This window comes from Lysinibacillus sp. 54212, from assembly GCF_036662795.1.
Lineage (GTDB): Bacteria > Bacillota > Bacilli > Bacillales_A > Planococcaceae > Lysinibacillus_B.
In genome coordinates this window covers 22260-44095 of record NZ_JBAFWZ010000014.1, presented here as the reverse complement: position 1 = coordinate 44095, position 21836 = coordinate 22260, and the positions used below count along the sequence as shown (strand labels likewise).

Here is a 21836-nt window from a genome sequence, read left to right as displayed (position 1 = left end):
GATGGTATACATAACTAAAAAATAATGAGGTGAATAATTAATGCTAGGGAATTTGACAAGAGGATATAAGCATCGACTATCGTTTCCGAAATTTCCTTGGGTATTGCAGCAGAACTGGCATAATGTTTTATTTGTACATTATCCGGTTTACTCAAAGTCACTACAAAAATTTGTACCGAGAAGTTTGGAGTTAGATACATTTAACGGGATGTGCTGGGTTAGTATCGTGCTATTTATAGTGAAGAAAAATCGAATTCGACTATTGCCGCTTATTCCAGGTACAAATCAATTCATTCAAATGAATGTTCGAACATATGTAACCTTGGATGGCACACCTGGTGTTTATTTTCTGAGTATTGATGCTTCAAATAAGGTTGCAGTAACGCTAGCAACCACGCTTTTTTTCCTACCTAATTATGATGCAGTGATGAATTTACAGCAGGAAGGTTCTTCTATATTTTTCCAAAGTGCAAGAAAGGGAAAGGTAAGCCTTGAAATGGAATGTTGCTATAAACCGATATCGCCCGTGTTTTATGCAACGAAAAATTCATTAGAAGCTTGGCTAATTGAACGGTACACTTTATTTAGTCTAAATAGAAATGGGCAGCCTGTTAGAGGGGATATATACCATGCTCCATGGCAATTACAGCATGTAGAGGCTACGGTTTATAAAAATACAATGCTAACGGATTTATCTATTGCAGCTGAATATAACGAGCCAATTTTTCATTTTTCGAAAATGCAGCAGGCTCGGATTTGCCCGTTAGTCTCCGTTTAACAACTTGCATTTTCATCTATTAAGTATTAGTAAACGGGCATTTGTTATACTACTGTATATAAAGGAATGCAATGTGAATTGATGGGAGGGCTCTAGTTGAAAATTGTCATAGAGTGGGCATATAAGACGCCAAAGGGAGCAGAAACGATTTTTCGTTCTGAGGAGATGTCGGCCCCGCATGCATTAATGATTGCAGAGGATTTAGAGCGGACAGGTCGTGTGAAAGGGTTGACTTTAACAGATCAGCATGATAGCACATGGATGATAAAGGAACTTAAAAAGTATATCAAGGAAATTGAAACAGAGCCTCATAATGTAACCGTTTATTTTGATGGAGGCTACGATCGTGGAACGAGCACTTCAGGTCTAGGCTGTGTAATTTATTATGAGCAAAACGGCAAGTCTTTTCGATTGCGTAAGAATGCGTATGCTACAGGATTGGTGTCTAATAACGAGGCGGAATATGCCGCATTAAATTTAAGCTTAGTGGAGCTCGAATTATTAGATGTACATGGTATGACCGTGCGTTTTATTGGTGATTCTCAAGTCGTTATTAATCAAATGAACGGCGAATGGCCTGCGTACGAAAAGGAGCTAGCAAGCTGGGCGGATAGGATTGACGAGCGATTGCGGGCACTTTCCATAACTCCAGAGTATGAGCTTGTTCCTCGGAAGGAAAACGCTGAAGCAGACAAGCTAGCAACACAGGCATTAAACGGGGTCGACATTTCAGGAAAGATCGAATTAGGTGGATAACCTTTTTTAACGAGATAAGAAAGTATAAATTTTAGAGTTCAAGCAGTGTCTAGCTCCAGCGCCCAGCCCCTCGAGGTCGCTTCATCCCCTCGGTCGAAAGTTGGGAACATGCTTTCGATTCGGGGATTCCAGCGCTTGTCGGGGCTAAAAGGGCCGCTTGCTCTTTTCTTATCGTAACATCATTGTAATAAAAATCCTTCACAAGTCAGTTCCAATAAATAAAAATTTATGCAATACTAATTGGGTAAATGTTTACCATTTAACGAAATATAGAAAGTTGGCATACGTATGGCACAAGCATCACATTCTGTAAAAGTCCCAGTAGATATTAAAACAGTTTGGGATTTCGTAAGTAAAATTGAACAATGGGCAACATTAGTTCCGGCATATAAAGAGCATGAAGATGTAGACCAAAACAAATCAATTTGGACATTTGAAGGCAGTATGAAGGGTATTAAAAAAACGGTCAAACTAGAGTTAAACATTACAGAGCGTACGGAGCCTTCACATATTAAATTTGATTTAAAAGGCATAACTGAGAACTTTACAGGAAGCGGTCAATTCCAGGCGGAGGAAGTAGACGGCGGTACACTTATGACAGGTACAGTGGAAGTAAATCCTGGAGGACTTTCGGGTGCAGTTCTAGCACCAATGATCAAGTTAGTTTTACCGAAAGTAACAACGCGTTTAACAGAAAAAATCGCACGAACAATTCCAGCTTAAGATAAAAAAGCGGTGTATGAACACCGCTTTTTTATGTATTTAAAAATAGAAGAGTTGCTTATTTTGGCTACTAGTGTTAATAGCTGACGAGATAAATGCAATATTGGCTAGTAAATAGTATAACAATATTCACGTTGGCTAGTAAATTTCAAAAAGAGGCTAGTATTTTTGAAAACATGGCTAGTATTTTTCGAATTTTGGCTAGTATTTCGAAAAAAGTGGCTAGTAAATCAAAGCAACGTCTCTAGTATTACTTCCACACCCACAATTTTATAAAAGCCTACAGCGCACCTGCACTCATGCCGGCAATTCGTCCAGTAACAAGTGCAGAAGTTATATTATAGCCACCTGTATAGCCATGGATATCGAGTATTTCACCACAGAAGAAAAGACCATGCTTTAGTTTGGACCCCATTGTTTTTGGATCAATCTCCTTTACACTAACACCACCACCTGTTACAAAGGCTTTTTCGAGTGATTGTGTACCGTGGACTTCCATTGTGAAGCCTACTAGCTCCTTAGCGAATGCACGAATTTTTTCCTGTGATAGCTCGATGCCTGTTAGTGCAGAATCGATACAGGCTCGGTCTAGTAAAAATAATAGCCAGCGCTCAGGGACAAGCGATTTCCAAAGGTTTTTCACTGCCTTTTTTGGTTCTTCTTTAATCATCCCATTGAGCATTTGCAGACATGTTTCTTCATTGTAATCTGTGAGGGATTGAATTCGAACTTGAACAGGCGCTCCGCCATTTTTCTTTCGTTCTTTCACAATAAACTGACTGCAGCGCAAAATTGCCGGACCACTTAGACCGAAATGCGTAAATAGCATGTCCATCCTATGTGTTACAAGTGCTTTCCCTTTTTTATTCAGGACAGACACCGCAACATCACGTAGCGCCAATCCTTGAAGCTCTCGTGATTGAATAAAAGGCTCCTTGGATGTAACAGGCACCTCAGTTGGGTACAGCTCAGTAACGGTATGACCAGCACGCTCTGCCCATGGATAGCCATCACCTGTTGAACCAGTTTGAGGAACTGCCTTCCCGCCGACTGCAACGATTACCGCATTCGCTCGTAGCTCTGAACCATTCTCTAATCGAACCCCATGGATTTTCTCATCATCCATTAATAGCTTTGAAACAGGTGTATGAAGGCGCACGTCAACCTTTAAGCGCTTCATTTCCTTTTCGAGGGCATCTACTACATCCTGTGCACGGTTTGAAACTGGGAACATTCGTCCGTGATCCTCCTCTTTCAAGGCAACACCGAGCCCCTCGAAAAACTCAATAATATTTTCGTTATTGTAAATGGTAAACGGACTATAAAGAAAGCGCCCGTTGCCGGGAATATGCTTTACGATTTCTTCTACAGATAAGCGATTAGTGACATTACAACGCCCACCGCCAGATATGGCAAGCTTCTTACCGATTTTTCCACCCTTTTCTAGTAGCACTACTTTTTTGTTTTGTTCGGCTGCAGCAATGGCAGCCATTAAGCCAGACGGACCTCCGCCAATGACGATTACATCAAACATTTATTTTTCTCACTTTCATCTCACTCCATATTTATATATAATTTAATAATAATTATTTTTTTATGCAAGCTAATTGCTAGAAAAAAAGCGATTATTATACTTAAACATCTTAAAGTACTGTCAGTTCGTGATTGTATACATGATGGATTAGCTACAAGTACATAATGATTCTTATAAGATAAACGGCTGTCTAATATCATTAGGCAGCTTTTCCACTGCTTCATTTTGAACTTATTTGTGCAAAAAGCGTCATTTGCATAGAATACTTTTAGTATGATACATTGTTTTCTGTCCGTTAAAGACATTACTACGAGGAAGATTGGAAGAATGATATGTCCGAATTAATGAAGGGTGCAACAATTCTAACGCTAGGGTTATTCCTATCGAAATTTTTAGGTCTTGTTTATATATTCCCGTTTTATGCAATTGTTGGCGAGGAGAATGTTGGACTTTATCAATATGCATATATCCCTTACAATATTATGCTCTCAATTGCGATTTCTGGTTTCCCACTTGCAGTATCAAAATTTGTTTCCAAATATAATGCATTAGGGGATTATGAAGCAGGGCATCGATTAATGAAATCTGGTGTTTGGGCCATGATCCTATCAGGGTTTGCTTCATTTATTATATTAAATTTACTAGCCACACCGATTGCGCATAGCGTTATTGAAGATGATGAGCAAATATATTCTGTAGCACAAATTGCAGAGGTTATTCGTTGGGTAAGCTTTGCACTAATAGTCGTTCCGTTTATGAGTTTATTCCGTGGCTTTTTCCAGGGCTATGGACAATATATGCCTACATCCTCCTCTCAGCTTGTTGAGCAAATTGCACGTATTATTGTTCTACTTGGGGGAGCATTCCTAGTCATCGTCGTATTTAAAGGAGAGCCTGCAACGGCGATTAATTTTGCGGTGTTTGCAGCCTTTATTGGAGCACTAGCAGGGATTGGCGTACTATATTTTTATTGGAAGAAATTTAGAGGAGACTTAAATGAAAAGCTAGCAATAAGCGTTTCTTCAGGTCATTTATCGTATTCGAAAATATATAAAGAGGTCATCACATATTCCATTCCTTTTGTTATTGTTGGGCTTGCCGGTTCACTATTTCAACTTGTGGATATGCTAACCTTTAACAAAACAATGAACTCAATCGGGTTAGCAAAGGTTACGGATATCTATTTTATGATGTTGAATTTTTCTACACATAAAGTTGTAATGATTCCCGTTATGCTTGCCACGGGGTTATCCATGGCACTCGTCCCGACAATTACGAAATATTATACGTTGGGAGAGTTTGATTTACTACGAGGTGCCTTAGATAAAACCTATCAAATTCTGTTGTTTATAACTCTACCAGCAGTTGTTGGTATTTCTATTTTGGCCTCGGAAATTTATCATGTACTTTATGAGCAAAGTGAAATGGGTGCAATGGTGTTAGCACATTATGCTCCTGTCGCGATTCTTTTTGCCTTATTTACAGTTTCGGCAGCATTATTGCAAGGAATCAATTATCAAAAATGGGTAGTGTTTAGCTTGCTAACTGGACTATTAGTAAAGCTTGTATTAAATATTTCATTGATTAAATTGCTAGAGGTAGATGGTGCCATTTTAGCTACTGCACTAGGTTACTTGACGACAATTGTTATTAATATTGTGGTCATTCATAAAACATTAAATTACCGTTCAATTATGGTTAAACGTCGTATATTTTTAATTGTTATACTAACAGCAGTAATGGCTATTGCAGTTGCCAGTGTAGATGCAGTACTTAATATGATTGCACCAGCCCAAGGTAAGCTAATGGCATTTCTTTATAGTACAGTTTGTATTGCTGTAGGAGTTGGCATATACGGCTATCTTTCACTTCGACTTGGTTTAGCTCAAAAGCTACTAGGAGCTCGTGTTGTGAAAATTGCCAATAAATTAGGTTTTAAATAGAGGTGGCATATGCGTTTAGATAAGTTGTTAGCAAATATGGGATATGGTTCACGTAAAGAAGTGAAGAATTTATTAAAGCAAAAGGCTGTAACAGTAGATGGAGCGGTTGTGAAGGATGCAGCCTTAAGAGTAGATCCCGATAAACAGGATGTATCGGTATTTGGTGAAAGAGTAATTTATACGGAGTTTATTTACTTAATGATGAATAAACCACAGGGGGTGATTTCTGCAACGGAGGATCGTTATGATAAAACCGTTATAGACTTATTAGATCCACTTTCACAGCATTTTCAACCATTCCCTGTAGGTCGATTAGATAAAGATACAGAGGGGCTATTACTGATCACAAATGATGGTAATTTAGCGCATAACTTGTTGTCGCCTAAAAAACATGTCCCGAAAGTGTATTACGCTACGATTGATGGAACGGTTACGGAAGCTGATATAAAGGCCTTTAAGCAAGGTGTAGAGCTAGATGATGGCTATGTTACGAAGCCTGGAGAGCTTGTTATTTTACAATCAGGACCTACCTCAGAAATCCAGCTCATGATTCAGGAAGGGAAATTCCATCAGGTTAAACGGATGTTTGAGGCTGTAGGGAAAAAGGTTACGTATTTAAAGAGAATTTCCATGGGGAGTCTCGTGCTAGATGAATCATTACCTCTAGGAGATTACCGAGAGCTGACAGAACAAGAATTAGCGCAATTAATACAATAAAAAACAAGTAAGAAAATGCTTCAAACATCATTTAGAAGCATTTTTTTACATTTTGTTGAAAATAGCTAGAAAGAATTGTATTCTGATTGTTATAAAGGTAGAATGATATAGTAATATATAACTAATCCATTGGCATAAGGATAGGTATTTAATATGAAAAACTTACGTTTAAAACTTCTAGTATCATTAATTCTTTTTACTGTCATTTTAGTATCTGTTGTTGCCTTTACAAACCGTGAACTGCTTCGAGCCGATGTAAAAATCCAACAGCAAAAAAGCAGGGAGCTTATTGAAAATCATATAATTAGTGATATGAGAACAGTAGACAATGCACATTTTTACTTTGATTCAGTAGCAACAAAGCAATTAGAAATTGAGCTTAAAGAAATGGTAAAGCGTTATGAGAAGGACCCTAACATATTGGAATGGGATTTAGAGGCGTTAAAAGCAAAGCATGGCTATGAAATATATGTATTAGATGCTGAAAACACTGTTGTACATACGACTTTCAAATCTGATTTAGGATGGAGTTTTTCAGAGTGCTGTAAGGGTTTTTCATCCCAACTTGATGAACGTCGATTAACAGGTACATACTACTCTGATGCAATTAATATTTCCTCAACAACAGGCTCCTTATGGAAATATAGTTACTTAGGTACGCCAGATAAAAAATACTTATTAGAGTTAGGGGTAGATGCAGCAACAGTACCTCTTTTTCAAAAATTTAATTTCTTTAATACAACAAAAAATTTAATCGAGAAATATGATGATCTTGTGGATGTTCGAATATTAAATGCAGGAGGTAGCTATCTTGATGCCAATCCAGGTGAGGATTATTCCATTAAAGGACATTCAAAGGAGTTTCAGGAAGCATATTATCAAGCATTAAAAACGATGTCACCTGTACAATTTGAGAAAAAACTTCAGGGTGGGTATATTGAAACTTACCGATTTATTCCTTATGAGGCAGAGCAATCACGTGATGCCTCAACAAAGCGTATTATTTATATGAAGTACGGGAATGAAAGTGAATTGGCATTGTTGAAGCGGAATATTCAACAATTCTGGGTGATTTTAGCTGTTGCTATAGTTACGTCAATCCTGCTGCTAATTATCATTATTCGCATATTAACGAAAACGATCCGATTAGCAACATATGATCCATTAACGGGTGCAAATAATCGCGCGTCTTATTTAAGTTTAATAGAAGATTTATTGCGTCGTAAACGAAAGGGAAAAATCGGTTTACTTGTTATTGATCTAGATAATTTTAAAAATGTTAATGATCAATTTGGTCATACAGTAGGTGATATAGTATTAGTGGAATTAGTGAAAATTTTAAAGGATTGTATAAAAAAAGACGGCTTTGTTGCTCGTTTTGGTGGCGATGAATTTGCAGTTGTGCTTTACGATGCTTCCTTCGAAAAGCTAGAAGAAATTGCGCAATGTATTTTATATAATGTTCGGACTAAAAAAGAGGATAGATCAAATAATAAATGGAATCCGCTTTCAATAAGTATTGGTGGGGCATTGCAGGAGAAGGAAGATGAAACTGAGGATAGCCTATTTATGCGTGCCGATCAAGCTCTTTATCAATCGAAAAATATGGGGAAAGATTGCTATTCACCATCAAAGTTAAATTTGGAAAGTCCCGTTCATAAGGAATGAGCAAGACTCATAAAGAAAAAAGAATGACCACGACGACAGGTCATTCTTTTTTTTATTTCATTTACACGAACATGTAAAAGGAGTTCTTGCTGCTATAGAATCTAAGATGTCATTTTGACTTTTTTATTCGTCGTTGTCCATTTGCCTCGACTTGGACTCATGACCAAATCATTAAAGGCTAACACATTCAAATCTCTTTGAATGGTGCGAGGAGTGATGTTGAACTCTTCGACTAAATCCTGTGTAGACACTTCTCCCTTATTAAGAATAAACATATACACGTCTTTAATACGATTAAGCATTCTATCAGTAGTTGGTTTCATAAATTAATGAACCACTCCTTCGATCTTAATTCTCATGGCAAAGACTAGCGGACGACAATTTACGAGGGTTACTTTCGGCTTGGAATTTCTGCCTTAGACATCCCCTTTTCATATTAATTTTATCAGAACGAATATTCTGATAAGAACATTATAGCGAAAAATCAATGAAAATTCTATATGTCTGATTGGATTATTATAAAAATAACAATTAATACACAATATATTTACGAGAAATGTACTAATCAATTTTAAAAGGCGATATACGACAAAGGTAGTGTTTTGTTTTTTAAAATCAGAAAGAGTAAAATAACATATAGTAGAAATCGAGGTGTTAGCAATGGATTGGTTAAAGGAAGCGAATGCTAGAAAACAGGAATTATTATTTGAATTACAACAGCTTATTAAAATTGAAAGTGTACTTCATGATGAAAAAGCTACAGATGATATTCCGTTCGGACCAGGTCCACTTGAAGCGTTACAGTTTATGCTTACAAAAGGTAAAGAACAGGGGATGGAAGTAAAAAATATAGATAATTTTGCTGGACATATTGAAATGGGAGAAGGAGATGAGATTTTAGGTATTCTTTGTCATGTCGATGTAGTACCCGCTGGTGATCACTGGACCTATCCTCCGTTTGAGGGGCGTATAGTTGATGGCAAACTGTTTGGACGAGGAGCTATTGATGATAAAGGACCTACAATGGCAGCATGGCTTGCAATGAAAATGGTAAAGGATGCTGAAATTCAACTCAATAAGCGAGTACGGATGATTATCGGAACAGATGAAGAAAGTGGCTTCCGATGCGTGGACCGCTATTTTGAAAAAGAAGAAATGCCAGCTATTGGTTTTGCACCAGATGCCGATTTTCCATTAATTAATGCAGAAAAAGGCATAGCACATCTTATTTTTTCGCAAAAAAACCAGCGAGCTAAGGAAGATACTTTAATTTCTTTCCAAGCGGGTAAACGCATAAATATGGTACCTGATGTAGCTACAGCTATACTTGAAAGAGCATCAGAAAAGATTGATGAGAACTTTCAGAAATTTTTATCGGAAAATGATGCCCAAGGTACTTTAAATTATGATAGTGGGCGCTATATAATAACTGTTAAAGGAAAATCTGCTCATGCAATGGAGCCTGAAAAAGGACGTAATGCAGCTGTAGTATTGGCAAAATTTTTACTTACACAAGATTTAACAGGAGCTGCTGCTGATTTTGTACGATTTATCGTCGAAGTATTTGATGGTGATCATTTTGGCACAGCATTAGGATTTGAGTTTGAGGATGCGATGTCTGGTCATACTACGTTAAATCCAGGAGTAGTGTCTTTTGATGAAAATGGTGGAACTATTGAAATCAGTATGCGCTATAGTGTCACATATCCTTTTGAAGAAAAAATTACTGCAGTTCAGCAATGTTTAGGAAGCTATCCATTTACACTAGACATTGCAGGTAATTCTGCTCCGCATTATGTAAGTGAAGACGATGATCTTGTACAGACGTTACTTTCAGTGTACCAAAAGCATTCAAATGATTTTTCAAAGGTTTTATCAACTGGGGGCGGTACATATGCACGCGTCCTAAAAAAGGGCGTGGCGTTTGGGATGCTCTATCCAGGAGAACCAGACGTTGCACACCAGGCCGATGAGTTTGTAGATGTAGAAAATTTAGTGAAGGCAGCAGCAATTTATGCTGAAGCAATCGTTAAATTAGCGAGTAAATAACGAGAAAAGGATGAGTTTAGATGGGTTATAGTTTATGGAATGACCGTATTGTTGCGGACGGAGAAGTAGTTATTGATAAAGAGGACCGTGGCTATCAATTTGGTGACGGAATTTATGAGGTAGTAAAAGTTTATAATGGGCAATTATTTACTGCTCAGGAGCATATCGATCGCTTCTATTCAAGTGCAGAAAAAATTAAATTAACTATCCCTTATTCAAAGGATAAATTACACCAGCTTCTTCATCAACTAGTAGAGGCGAATGAAGTAGGTACTGGACATGTATACTTCCAAATTACGCGTGGAACTACACCGCGTAATCACATTTTCCCAGATGCAACTGTACCGGCAGTACTAACGGGAAATACAAAGGAAAATCCACGTCCAATTGAAAACTTTGAAAAAGGTGTGAAGGCAACATTTGTTGAAGATATTCGCTGGTTACGCTGTGATATTAAATCGCTAAACTTATTAGGGGCGGTGCTTGCTAAGCAAGAGGCACATGAAAAAGGCTGCTACGAAGCGATTTTACACCGAGGAGAAAAGGTTACAGAAGGTTCATCTTCAAATATTTACGGAATCAAGGATGGTGTCCTATATACACACCAGGCTGATAACTTTATCTTGAACGGTATTACACGTGCAGTTATTTTAAAATGTGCAGAAGAGATTGGCTTACCTGTGAAGGAAGAAGCATTTACGAAGGTGCAAGCACTTGAAATGGATGAGTTAATCGTTTCTTCAACAACTTCCGAAGTAACACCTATTGTAGAAGTAGATGGCACAGCAATTGGTAACGGTCAGCCTGGCGAATGGACTCGTAAGCTACAAGCACAATTTGATACAAAGATCCCACAAGCAATTAACGCTTAATTTTTAATGATGAGGTGTGCAACGATGTTTGCATACCTCTATTTTTTTTAGTAGGACTCATGTACAATTGTAATCAATGACAACTAGAAAAATGGAGTGTGTTAATAGATGGCACAATTAGTGAAGCTACAAGATTATATATCGCGCTATCAAATCGATTTAGCTAGATATCCTACACAATTTGTCCGTCTGAAGAAGAATCAGTGGGATCGAGTAAAGCGGCAATGGGAGGCTGGCGATGAAATAGAGCAGTGGGAGCATATTGAACCAGCTACATTAGTAGAAGAGGAAGAAGTCGATAAATCACGTTTTTCTTTCTTAAAAAAGCTACTTCCAACACGAGCTACAAATGATTCTATGGCAGAGGATGGAGTTGCTGAATCGATTGATGTTTCAAATGAGCCTGATGAAGATTACATACCTGAGGAAGAATCAACATTACATTTTGAGCCGAATATTGTTTATAACCCAAAAACACTTGATGAATTAAAAAGAATGTTTATGGACCAGTTTTTCCATTTTCAAATGAAATGGGCAAGCTCTACTGTTCGTGAAAAGTCATATGTTGATCCAAAATATATGCGTGATTCTTTCCTACGTACATGCTTACAAAGTTTGCCGGATTGTTACTTACTATTCTATTATCCGATATTACAAATAAAAAAGGCCCCGATTGAGCTTGAAATTATACTACTGACACCAACTGAATGCATTATAATAAAGTTGCTTGAGGAGGATGACCAAGCAGTTTATATTGGAAGTAGCGATCGTTTTTGGGTGAAAAAAGTCGGTAAAATAGAGAAAAAGACACTCAGTCCGATAATTGATTTAAATCGTAGTGAAGCAATCTTATCGCAGTTGTTCCAGCAGGAAGGTGTGGAAGTGCCAATACGTAAAGTAATCCTCTCTCGAAATGGCTATATAGATTACCCGGGCACAGCTTATGGAATACAAATTGTTGATAGACGCAAATTCTCTGAATGGATGCAGGGTATAAAAAAATCTGTTTCGCCAATGAAGCATATGCAAATTCGAGCAGCACAATCAATGTTAAAAACATGTCAAACAACCTCATTCCAACGTGATATATGGCATGTAGAAACTTCAGCGGAATAGAGCTTTGCAACCTGATATTATTGTAGGATTTCCCTGTAATGGTAAGAGGGGAAATATGGGGGTTTTTATAGCCTTTTCTCTATGCAATAATAACTCGTAATAAAAGCAAAACATAGCATTTTACGTTATAATAAAGTATAGATGCAAAAGTATAGAAATGAGGAACAATAAAGTGAGATTAAGAAATAAACCTTGGGCGTTAGAGTTTATTAACGAGCATCCCGATGTTATCATATCAAACCCTGAGGAGTATAAAGGGAACTGGAAGGCCGTATTCGGTAATGAAAATCCAGTCCATATTGAAGTAGGCACAGGAAAAGGTCAATTTGTTTTAGGGATGGCTAAGCAAAATCCCCATATTAACTATATCGGGATCGAGCTTTTCGATAGTGTCATTGTCTGCGCTTTAGAGCGAATTATAGAAGGCGAGAAGCCATCGAACTTACGTTTACTTAAAGTGAACGGAGATAAACTTCAACAGTATTTTGCAAAGGGCGACGTTGCTCGAGTTTATTTGAATTTCTCGGATCCTTGGCCAAAAACGCGTCATGCAAAGCGTCGTTTAACGCATGAGGGCTTCCTGAAATTATATGAATCGGTACTAATCGATAATGGCGAAATCCATTTTAAAACGGATAACCGCGGATTATTTGAATATTCGTTAATGAGTATGAATGCATATGGCATGAGCTTAAACTATGTATCTCTTGATTTACACGCAAATATGCCTGAAGACAATATCATGACAGAATATGAACAAAAATTTTCTGCAAAGGGGCAGCCGATTTATCGTTTAGAATCGCAATTCAAAACTAAATAAATCAAGATTGGGGAGAAATGGATGGATCAGCTTTTATTTCACGATATGAAGTTAACGTGGCTTAATGGGGGAGTTACGGCCTTGGATGGTGGTGCGATGTTTGGTGTCGTACCAAAGGCGTTATGGTCACGGAAATATCCTGCAAATGACAAAAATCAAATTGAGCTTGCCTGTGAACCAATACTAGTTCAATATCAGGGGAAAAATTATCTGATCGATACAGGTGTTGGCTTTGGTAAGTTAAATGAAAAGCAACTTCGAAATTACGGTGTGTCAGAAGAGTCAACGCTTTTTGCCAGCCTTGAAGAAGTTGGGCTTAAGAAAACTGACATCGACGGCATTTTAATGACACATTTACATTTTGATCATGCAGGTGGGTTAACGCATTGGGAGGGTGATGGGTTAGTACCATCTTTCCCGAATGCTGAAATATATGTAACACAAATTGAGTGGGACGAGATGCGTAATCCAAACATACGATCACGTAATACGTACTGGAAGGAAAACTGGGAGCCAGTGCAGCACCTTGTGAAGCCATATGAGGGTGAGTTAAATGTCGCACAAGGGATTACGCTAATTCATACAGGTGGACATAGTGAGGGACATGCTATTATTAAGCTTGAGCAAAATGGCGAAACGCTTCTACATATGGCGGACATTATGCCGACTCATGCACACCAAAATCCATTATGGGTTCTCGCTTATGACGATTATCCAATGACAAGTGTTTTTGCAAAGGAAAAAATAATGAAAGAAGCGTTAGAGGGTAGCTATAAATTTATTTTTTATCATGATGCATATTTCCGCATGATTCAGTGGGATGTTACTGGTAAGGAAGTTGTAGATAGCTTAAAACGTAGTAATGAAGCATTAATTCAATTCACTTAATTTTATAGAGCCGTGCCTAGTTTTTTGGGGGGCACGGCTTTTGAATGTAATAAAAAAACTGCCTCATAATGAGACAGCTTAATTAACCTTATTTAGCTCAACGACAGCACCTGTACGAGCATCTGCTGCAAATTCGAAAGTTTCCATTTCGCCATCTTTCATACGTGAAATGCCGCCACGGTAAACCGGCACATTCATAAATCCATTTGTATAGTTTTCAGTTTTCATAAATACCCATGAGCCATCGATAGGGGATTCCTTTTTAAACTCAGCTTTAATGTCGTTTAATACGTCATTTGCAGATTTATAAGGTGATACCTTTTCGGATACTTCTTTAATAATAATGGCTGCGGCTAATCCTGTTACAACACCCATCATAAAATCGCGTAATTTCATTTGCCGTCCTCCTTTATCTTCTAAGCTATTTTACCATTTATTTATGTGGAAGTCTTTTACTTTAAGCTTAGTTTTTTATCGCTGCCCTATAAGGATATATCCATCTCTAACAATAATTGAGGCAGCGAATAACTATATCGAATATTCTGTGTTCAAAAAAGGTGTACAATTCGATTGTCGAAATAATTATGTTATAATAAAAGGTGAGTAATACTTAATAAGGGAGTGCTTGTTAGTGAATCAAGAAACTTTACAACTTTTTAAAACATTAACAGAGTTACCTGGTGCGCCGGGAAATGAACGTGCTGTACGGGAGTTTATGCGTACAGAGCTTAGTAAATATTCAGATGAAATTGTACGAGATCAATTAGGTGGAATTTTCGGCGTTCGTTATGCAGAGGATGAGAATGCACCGAAAATTTTAGTTGCTGGACATATGGATGAAGTAGCATTTATGGTTACATCTATTACAGAAAATGGGATGATTCGTTTCCAACCTCTAGGTGGTTGGTGGAATCAAGTCATGCTGGCACAACGTGTAACCGTGTATACGAATGATCAGGAAATTCCTGGTGTCATTGCGTCAATTCCACCCCATTTATTAACAGATGCTGAACGAGCTAAACCAATGGATATGAAAAATATGCTAATTGATATCGGAGCAGATAATAAAGAGAATGCAGAGGCGATGGGTATTCGCCCTGGTCAGTCAATCATTCCGGTTTGTCCTTTCACACCAATGGCGAATCCTAAAAAGATAATGGCTAAGGCGTGGGATAATCGTTATGGCTGTGGTCTTGCTATCGAGCTATTAAAGGAACTGAAGGATGACAAAGTTGCTAGTCATATTTATTCAGGTGCAAATGTAATGGAAGAAATTGGGCTTCGAGGGGCTCAAGTATCAGCAAACATGATTCAACCGGACATTTTCTTTGCTTTAGATGCTTCGCCAGCAAATGATACTTCAGGAGATAAAAATCAATTTGGTCAGCTTGGAAAAGGTCCATTATTACGTATTTTTGATAGAACAATGGTTACACACCGAGGAATGCGTGAATTTATTTTAGATACGGCAGAATCTAATGGTATTCCGTACCAGTATTTTGTGTCACCAGGTGGTACAGATGCTGGGCGAGTGCATACAGCAAATGATGGGATTCCAAGTGCAGTAATTGGTATTTGCTCACGTTATATTCACACTTCCGCGTCAATTATTCATGTAGATGATTATGAGGCAGCAAAGGAACTTTTAGTGAAATTAGTTCAATCTGCAGATCGTTCCACAATTGAATCAATTCGTTCAAATGTATAATTAGAGATGCTCTCAAAGTTGAGAGCATCTTAGACTTTAGACAAAGCGTTCCTATAGAAATCGGCAAGCCTCACCACTCCGCTTTTCGGAGGTCAGCGCTGAGTCTCCTCAAATTTGCAAAAGTGTAAATTCTGCGGGGGCTCCGGGCAACATGATTTTTGGGAGGTCTTGCCCCCGGAAATCGACGGTTTCTTACCATGGACTGTTAATAGAAAAAAGAGTGAAGATAATTACAAATTTCTTAAAGAGTTTCTCTATAATCAGAGATGCTCTCTTTTTTTAGGCAATGTATAATTTAAATAGACAATTTTTATTTGGAGTTGAACAAAATGTTGATAGCGATCGGTACAAAAAATAAAGCAAAAACGGCGGCAGTTGAGGAAGTATTACGTAAATATTTCAATGATGTAGAATTTGTCCATTATGAGGTTGCTTCTGGCGTTTCCGAGCAGCCTTTTTCAGATACGGAAACAAGAGAAGGTGCAATCAATCGTGCTATTCGTACACGAGAGTTAGCACAAGCAGACCTAAGCTTTGGGCTCGAAGGAGGAGTGCATCAGATAGATGGTGTGATGTATTGCTGTAATTGGGGAGCAGTCGCATTAAAGAATGGTCATGTTATTTCTAGTGCTGGGGCACAATTTACGTTACCAGAAGAAATAGCCGTAAAGCTTCGAGAGGGCGGAGAGCTTGGTCCAATCATGGATGACTTTACAAAAACAAGGGATACTCGTCATCATGCAGGTGCGATTGGGATTTTCACCAATAGTTTAATTGATAGAAAACAAATGTTCCAACATATTGTAATGTTACTTGTTGGGCAAGTTATGTATTACGTAAATAATAACGATCATTAGATGGATTTAGTCAAAATCATAAATAGAAAAATTACGAATATTGTAGCGTAACGATGCGAAGTATTGATTTTTTGTTTCTGTAGGATTCTTAATTGTTGATGGAAATATAAAATATGAAAATGACTCGAATTATGTGAAAATACTAAGAGATAAGCAAATTATTTTGCAAGAGAGGGTATAAAGCCTTAAAATAAAAAACGGGATAGAAAGTGAGGGATTTACTTTGAATCGCAATTGGATTCACTTAGTTATCATTTCAGCATTAGTTGCGATGCTAGCAGGCTGTGGCAAAACAGTAGAAGAGCAAATAAGTCAAGGCGTTGCTAGTGCACAATCGACCTTTGAGGATGTAGCTTTAGAGCCATCTAAGGAAGTTGGGAAAATTAATGTCTATGTTCCAAGTGGTTATGCTGTAAAAGAAGGCGCAAATGAAATGAACTATATTTTTACTAAAGGAAAAGATAATTTCATATTATTTGTGAATACGATTGAAGCGGAGGATAGTAAGCTTCATTATGAAAACTTACTAGAAGATAAAGAGAAAGAGGTTGTCAAGGAGCAAACGTTCCAGTTTAAAGAGGCGTTTGGCTTTACAGCTGTTGTTAAGCATAGTGACGAGCAATACGAGCTTGTTGTGAGTAGCGGCGGTGTTAAAATGACAACATTATCAGAGGATAAAAAAATTGATGAGAAGCTTGCAGAAATGATGCAAATCGTTCGTTCAGTAAAAGTGAACTAAGAGGCAATTCATACAATTTTATGTGAAATTTGATACAATAGAAGTACTTTAGAGCGGTTCGCGTCATGCGGGCCGTTTATTTATGTAATAGGAGTGATTAGTATGAAATCACCACAGCTAGTGAAAGAACTAAAGAAAAGATTAGGTGAAGAGCTTTTTCAATGGTCCTTTGATCAGGAAAAGGATAAGGTTCGTTTAGAGCATAAAATATTAAAGCGTGGCATGGATATTTATTTATCAGAAATAATTGTAAAGTATAATACGAAAAAGGAAGCAGCGATAGATGAAGTGGTGTACACAATCCAACAAACCTTTCTAGCGATGCAGCGCGAGCAACAAGAGGGCTTTGTTGGATTAGCACAAGTATTCCCGATTATTCGCTCCACATCCTTTCCAAAACAATCAAATGATGGTCATGCTTTTGTGACTACAGAGCATACAGCAGAAACACGTATTTTTTATGCACTCGATTTAGGAACAACTTATCGCCTTATAGATGAATCAATGCTACCCCAATTGGCTGTAACAGCAGAGCAAATTCGAGAAGCAGCACGTTTTTCGGTGAAAAAACTGCCTACTGAATATAAGCGTGATGAAGTAGCCGGTAGTATATTTTACTTTATTAATCATAATGATGGTTATGATGCTAGTCGTATACTAAATGATGGCTTCTTGAAAAATATGGCCACGCAAATAGAAGGAGATATGACAATCTCTGTACCTCACCAAGATGTGTTAATTATAGGTGATATTCGCAGTGAAGTAGGGTATGATGTATTAGCGCAGATGACGATGCATTTCTTTACAGTCGGCACTGTCCCTATAACATCACTTTCATTTGTATATGAAGATGGCGAACTCGAACCAATATTCATTTTAGCGAAAAACAAAGTACAAAAGGAGCAAGAGAAGCAATGAATGTATCGTATAATAAGCAATACGTTGGAGACGTATTATTAGTTCAACTAGCAACTGAAAAAATTATTAGCACAGAAGTGGAGCGCGTAGGTGATTTCGCTTTATTAAAAGAAGCACAAACAGGCGAGGTAAAAGCCTTTAATTTATTTAACGCAAGTCAATATGTAGGGCTTGATGCACAAGGTAACGTTGAAGTTACACCGGAGTTAGTAGAAAAGCTTGAAGCAGCAATTCTTGCAAATAATGTTTCACTTTCTTTAGAGGTAGATTTCTCACCTAAATTTGTGGTGGGCTACGTTGCCACAAAGGAAAAGCACCCAAATGCGGATAAACTAAGTGTTTGTTCTGTGGATGTTGGCACAGAAAATCTTCAAATTGTTTGCGGCGCGCCTAACGTAGAAGAGGGACAAAAGGTAGTAGTCGCAAAAATTGGCGCAGTAATGCCATCAGGTTTATTAATTAAGGCTGGTAACTTACGCGGCGTAGATTCATTTGGTATGCTTTGTTCTGCGCGTGAGCTAGCTATTCCAGGAGCTCCTGAGGTAAAGGGGATTCTTGTTTTAGATGAGGATGCAGAAATTGGCTCACCTTTCGAAATTCCAACTCGATAATAGCAGGCTAGTATAGAAGCAAAACGCTTTTATACTAGCTTTTTCTTTTAATTGTACGATATGGTATGCTTTATGGTGACAAATTTTGTGAATTGTTCACGAAGAAAGTAGTGCTCTTTTATAAGAAAAAATGCGTAAACATTGTTTTTATGCGGTTTCTAAATGGATTTTACATTATAATAGAAGGGCTAAGCTTTGTAGAAAGAAGTGAGAGAATTGAATTGGCTTAAAAAGCAGATTAATAAAATATTTATAAAAGATGATGCTAATGAATATGAAGAATTGTATGAGGAAACAGAAGATGGGTATGATGAGGAAAAACAGGTAACGACTAAAAAATCTTCGTTTCGCTTCCCTTTAATAGCAGATACAGAAATAACACCGCAACCACAGCAAATTAATAATACAAACTCGCAATCGGAACAGCTAGAGCAGCCGTTTGCTTTACCGAAACATTTACAAGATCAATCCTCGCAAGTGTTCGATGTAGAAGTATCTGGAATACGTGATTTACTTGAACGTCGTCAAAAAGGATTTTCTACTATTGTTCGTAGCAGAGGTGTGGAAACAAGAAAGGATACGGAGACAAAGGAAATAGTAAACTATTTAAAAAACGATGTAACGAATAAAGAAACAATAGTAAAAAATGAGATTATTAATCCGTTAGGAAATCGGAAACGCTTTGTACCGACCGATGTTCCTTCACCTGTACACGGATTTAGAAGAATAACACCAATAGAAGAGCTATTACCAAAAAAATTACCCCAGCAGCCAGACACAGATATTACGCCAATTATTTCTGCAGATGGACTAGAAGAGGTTGTAGCTACTACTTCAGAAGTTGAAAGTGAACTACCGAAAATTGAAGTTAATAGCGTACAAATAGAGCAATTGTCCGATGGGGAATGTAAACTTCCAGACATTAAAAGAGCGACTTTCGAGAATGAAACAGATTCCATAGGAGCTGATGAAAATATAGCAGATCAACTGTCAGATTTGAAAGTGAAGCATCTAACTATTGAAAATTCTACGATTCATATTGGACAGTTACATGTAGAAACAACACAGGAGGACGAATTATCACAAGTAGACCAGGTTGAGGAAGCTACTGAAAAAGGAAGTCGCCTACCATTTAATGTGCTTATGCTAAAATCTGATAAAGAAAAACTAAAAGCAAAAGAAATACTGCAGAAGCATAACGAAGAAAAGAAAGTGGATGCTACACTAGAGGCTATAGAACAAGAGGAGAAAGAAAGCCTAGAAATACATATACCTCTAGACACAATGGCAACAATTACAGCCGTCGACGCTGAAAATGATAAAATAGCTATAGAAAAAGAGGGACATAGCGAGCAAAATGAACACGGGAATATTTCCTTTGATCAAAATAACGGCATAAATGAGCAAAAAGAATTGGTAAGTGAGCATAATATACAAGAGGTTGAAAAAAATACTCAGGATAGGATTAACCACGAGCAAAAGACGATGCTGACAGAAAATGAAGAGCACGAATCCCAGCAAAATAGTGACCTACCCGAACAAGACGAAGCAAGGCCTGAACAAAAAGAAATGGTAACCCTACAAAAGAGCATAATAACTCAATCTAACCAAGCGGTAGATGATAAAGAAGAGACTACAACGGAAGAATCTTTACCAAAATATAGCCGTATGTATGTGAAGCCACCACTTGCTTATTTGGCCCCGCCTGAGGAGAAAACGGAGGACTGGGCTTGGATGGATGAGCAGGGTGATCGATTAATTGAAGCACTCTCCCATTTTCAGGTGCAGGCGCAAATTGAATCAATCGTTCAAGGACCAGCTGTTACACAATTTGAAATTACAGTGGCACATGGGACTAAGGTAAGTAAAGTGCGCAATCTATCAGATGATATTAAGCTTGCCCTTGCAGCAAGAGATATTCGAATTGATGCCCCTATTCCTGGGAAGCGTTCTATTGGCATTGAAATTCCTAACCGTTTATCTCGCGCAGTTCGTTTATCTGAAGTCACAAATAGTGATGCATTTAACGAATCGGACTCTCCGCTTGAAGCTGCTTTAGGTCTTGATTTAACAGGAAAGCCGGTAACACTTGATTTACGTAAAATGCCACACGGATTGATTGCCGGGGCGACAGGATCCGGTAAGTCGGTATGTATTAATTCGATACTAGTTAGTCTTTTATATAAAGCGGAGCCACATGAATTAAAGCTGATGCTAATTGATCCGAAAATGGTAGAACTAGCACCATTTAATCATATTCCGCATTTAGTCAGTCCTGTAATAACAGATGTAAAGACGGCAACGGGAGCCTTGAAATGGGCTGTAGAGGAGATGGAACGACGTTATCAGCTGTTTATGCATGCAGGTGCACGTGATATTACTCGCTACAATGCGATGGCTGAAAGTAAGGGACAATTCTCGCAAAAGTTACCGTATCTTTTAATTGTCATTGATGAGCTTGCTGACTTAATGATGATGTCTCCAGCCGATGTAGAGGAAGCAATTTGTCGTATTGCACAAAAAGCGCGGGCATGTGGTATTCATTTAATTCTTGCAACGCAACGTCCATCAGTAGATGTTATCACAGGACTAATTAAATCAAATATTCCTACTCGTATAGCATTTGCAGTATCATCTGCTGTTGATTCGCGTACAATTTTAGATACACAGGGTGCAGAAAGATTACTAGGTCGCGGTGATATGCTGTATTTAGGAAATGGTATGCCAGCAGCAACACGTATTCAAGGCACATTTGTTACAGATGATGAAATTGAAGAAATTATTGAACATGTGCGTCAGCAAGGAGAGCCTGAATATATGTTCCAGCATGAGGACCTATTAAAGAGAGCAGAGGTAATTGAAGAGCAGGATGAATTGTTCGAGGAGGTTTGTCGCTTTGTATATGAACAAGGTACAGCTTCTACATCGTCTATTCAGCGTCGCTACCATATAGGCTATAACCGTGCTGCGCGTCTTGTTGATATGCTAGAAAAGCATGGCTTTGTTTCAGAACAACGTGGTAGTAAGCCGCGAGAAGTATTTATTACTGATTCTGATATTATTTCGATGTTTGAATCGTAAAAAATATTTCAATAATTAGAATAGTCGTTCATTTATAGTTCTATTTAATTAGTGCTAT

General features: G+C 37.9%; 20 protein-coding genes. 17 read left to right on the top strand and 3 right to left on the bottom strand.

The genetic code is table 11. The features are described from left to right. Nucleotides 1-40 precede the first annotated feature (40 nt). The 3 genes from V4T18_RS11375 to V4T18_RS11365 all read left to right on the top strand — a co-directional run bounded on the left by V4T18_RS11375 (nucleotide 41) and on the right by V4T18_RS11365 (nucleotide 2257). Nucleotides 41-778, top strand: a complete 738-nt coding sequence (locus V4T18_RS11375; RefSeq protein ID WP_332649466.1) for a YqjF family protein — start codon at nucleotides 41-43, stop codon at nucleotides 776-778. A 96-nt stretch (nucleotides 779-874) separates the two neighbouring features. Further along, the gene (locus V4T18_RS11370; protein WP_332649464.1) at nucleotides 875-1534 is read left to right on the top strand and encodes a ribonuclease H family protein; all 660 of its coding nucleotides are present in this window, start codon (nucleotides 875-877) and stop codon (nucleotides 1532-1534) included. A gap of 288 nt (nucleotides 1535-1822) precedes the next feature. Then, nucleotides 1823-2257 carry a CoxG family protein gene (locus V4T18_RS11365; protein ID WP_332649462.1) on the top strand — a complete coding sequence of 145 codons (435 nt, stop codon included), beginning with the start codon at nucleotides 1823-1825 and terminating at the stop codon, nucleotides 2255-2257. A gap of 280 nt (nucleotides 2258-2537) precedes the next feature. Here the strand turns inward: V4T18_RS11365 and V4T18_RS11360 are convergent, their stop codons facing one another. Continuing rightward, complete coding sequence (locus V4T18_RS11360) at nucleotides 2538-3791, bottom strand: NAD(P)/FAD-dependent oxidoreductase (protein ID WP_332649461.1); 1254 nt, start codon at nucleotides 3789-3791, stop codon at nucleotides 2538-2540. Nucleotides 3792-4123: 332 nt separating this feature from the next. On the opposite strand from V4T18_RS11360, the gene V4T18_RS11355 reads away from it, so the two are divergent. From V4T18_RS11355 to V4T18_RS11345, 3 genes are all read left to right on the top strand, one after another. Next, on the top strand, nucleotides 4124-5734 hold the full coding sequence (locus tag V4T18_RS11355; RefSeq protein ID WP_332649459.1) for a putative polysaccharide biosynthesis protein: 1611 nt from the start codon (nucleotides 4124-4126) through the stop codon (nucleotides 5732-5734). Nucleotides 5735-5743: 9 nt separating this feature from the next. Continuing rightward, nucleotides 5744-6451, top strand: a complete 708-nt coding sequence (locus V4T18_RS11350) for a pseudouridine synthase (RefSeq protein WP_332649458.1) — start codon at nucleotides 5744-5746, stop codon at nucleotides 6449-6451. 153 nt (nucleotides 6452-6604) lie between these two features. Next, the gene (locus V4T18_RS11345) at nucleotides 6605-8119 is read left to right on the top strand and encodes a GGDEF domain-containing protein (protein ID WP_332649456.1); all 1515 of its coding nucleotides are present in this window, start codon (nucleotides 6605-6607) and stop codon (nucleotides 8117-8119) included. Nucleotides 8120-8220: 101 nt separating this feature from the next. On the opposite strand, the gene V4T18_RS11340 is transcribed toward V4T18_RS11345, so the two are convergent. Continuing rightward, nucleotides 8221-8442, bottom strand: coding sequence for a DeoR family transcriptional regulator (locus tag V4T18_RS11340; protein WP_332649454.1), 222 nt, complete (start codon nucleotides 8440-8442; stop codon nucleotides 8221-8223). A gap of 337 nt (nucleotides 8443-8779) precedes the next feature. Between V4T18_RS11340 and pepV the strand changes: the two genes are divergently transcribed. From pepV to V4T18_RS11315, 5 genes are all read left to right on the top strand, one after another. Further along, nucleotides 8780-10168, top strand: a complete 1389-nt coding sequence (gene pepV / locus V4T18_RS11335; RefSeq protein ID WP_332649452.1) for a dipeptidase PepV — start codon at nucleotides 8780-8782, stop codon at nucleotides 10166-10168. Between the two features lie 20 nt (nucleotides 10169-10188). Continuing rightward, entirely contained in the window at nucleotides 10189-11040 is an 852-nt protein-coding gene (gene dat / locus V4T18_RS11330; protein ID WP_332649449.1) for a D-amino-acid transaminase, read from the top strand. Between the two features lie 108 nt (nucleotides 11041-11148). After that, complete coding sequence (locus V4T18_RS11325; RefSeq protein ID WP_332649447.1) at nucleotides 11149-12156, top strand: NERD domain-containing protein; 1008 nt, start codon at nucleotides 11149-11151, stop codon at nucleotides 12154-12156. 172 nt (nucleotides 12157-12328) lie between these two features. After that, on the top strand, nucleotides 12329-12976 hold the full coding sequence (gene trmB / locus V4T18_RS11320) for a tRNA (guanosine(46)-N7)-methyltransferase TrmB (RefSeq protein ID WP_332649445.1): 648 nt from the start codon (nucleotides 12329-12331) through the stop codon (nucleotides 12974-12976). Nucleotides 12977-12997: 21 nt separating this feature from the next. Further along, the gene (locus V4T18_RS11315) at nucleotides 12998-13864 is read left to right on the top strand and encodes a YtnP family quorum-quenching lactonase (protein WP_332649443.1); all 867 of its coding nucleotides are present in this window, start codon (nucleotides 12998-13000) and stop codon (nucleotides 13862-13864) included. Between the two features lie 78 nt (nucleotides 13865-13942). Here V4T18_RS11315 and V4T18_RS11310 read toward each other — a convergent pair whose 3' ends face one another. Continuing rightward, a complete protein-coding gene (locus V4T18_RS11310) occupies nucleotides 13943-14260 on the bottom strand; it encodes a hypothetical protein (RefSeq protein ID WP_332649441.1) in 318 nt (105 codons plus the stop codon). A 235-nt stretch (nucleotides 14261-14495) separates the two neighbouring features. Between V4T18_RS11310 and V4T18_RS11305 the strand changes: the two genes are divergently transcribed. The 6 genes from V4T18_RS11305 (at nucleotide 14496) to V4T18_RS11280 (ending at nucleotide 21778) form a co-directional block, all read left to right on the top strand. Beyond that, a complete protein-coding gene (locus V4T18_RS11305; RefSeq protein ID WP_332649439.1) occupies nucleotides 14496-15572 on the top strand; it encodes a M42 family metallopeptidase in 1077 nt (358 codons plus the stop codon). 329 nt (nucleotides 15573-15901) lie between these two features. After that, entirely contained in the window at nucleotides 15902-16429 is a 528-nt protein-coding gene (locus V4T18_RS11300; protein WP_332649437.1) for a DUF84 family protein, read from the top strand. Between the two features lie 223 nt (nucleotides 16430-16652). Beyond that, nucleotides 16653-17168 carry a hypothetical protein gene (locus V4T18_RS11295; RefSeq protein ID WP_332649435.1) on the top strand — a complete coding sequence of 172 codons (516 nt, stop codon included), beginning with the start codon at nucleotides 16653-16655 and terminating at the stop codon, nucleotides 17166-17168. 102 nt (nucleotides 17169-17270) lie between these two features. Further along, complete coding sequence (locus V4T18_RS11290) at nucleotides 17271-18086, top strand: DUF1444 domain-containing protein (protein ID WP_332649433.1); 816 nt, start codon at nucleotides 17271-17273, stop codon at nucleotides 18084-18086. After that, entirely contained in the window at nucleotides 18083-18697 is a 615-nt protein-coding gene (gene ytpR / locus V4T18_RS11285) for a YtpR family tRNA-binding protein (protein ID WP_332649430.1), read from the top strand. Before V4T18_RS11290 ends, ytpR begins: the two co-directional genes overlap by 4 nt. A 216-nt stretch (nucleotides 18698-18913) precedes the next feature. Next, a complete protein-coding gene (locus tag V4T18_RS11280) occupies nucleotides 18914-21778 on the top strand; it encodes a DNA translocase FtsK (protein WP_332649428.1) in 2865 nt (954 codons plus the stop codon). The last annotated feature ends 58 nt before the right edge of the window (nucleotides 21779-21836 follow it).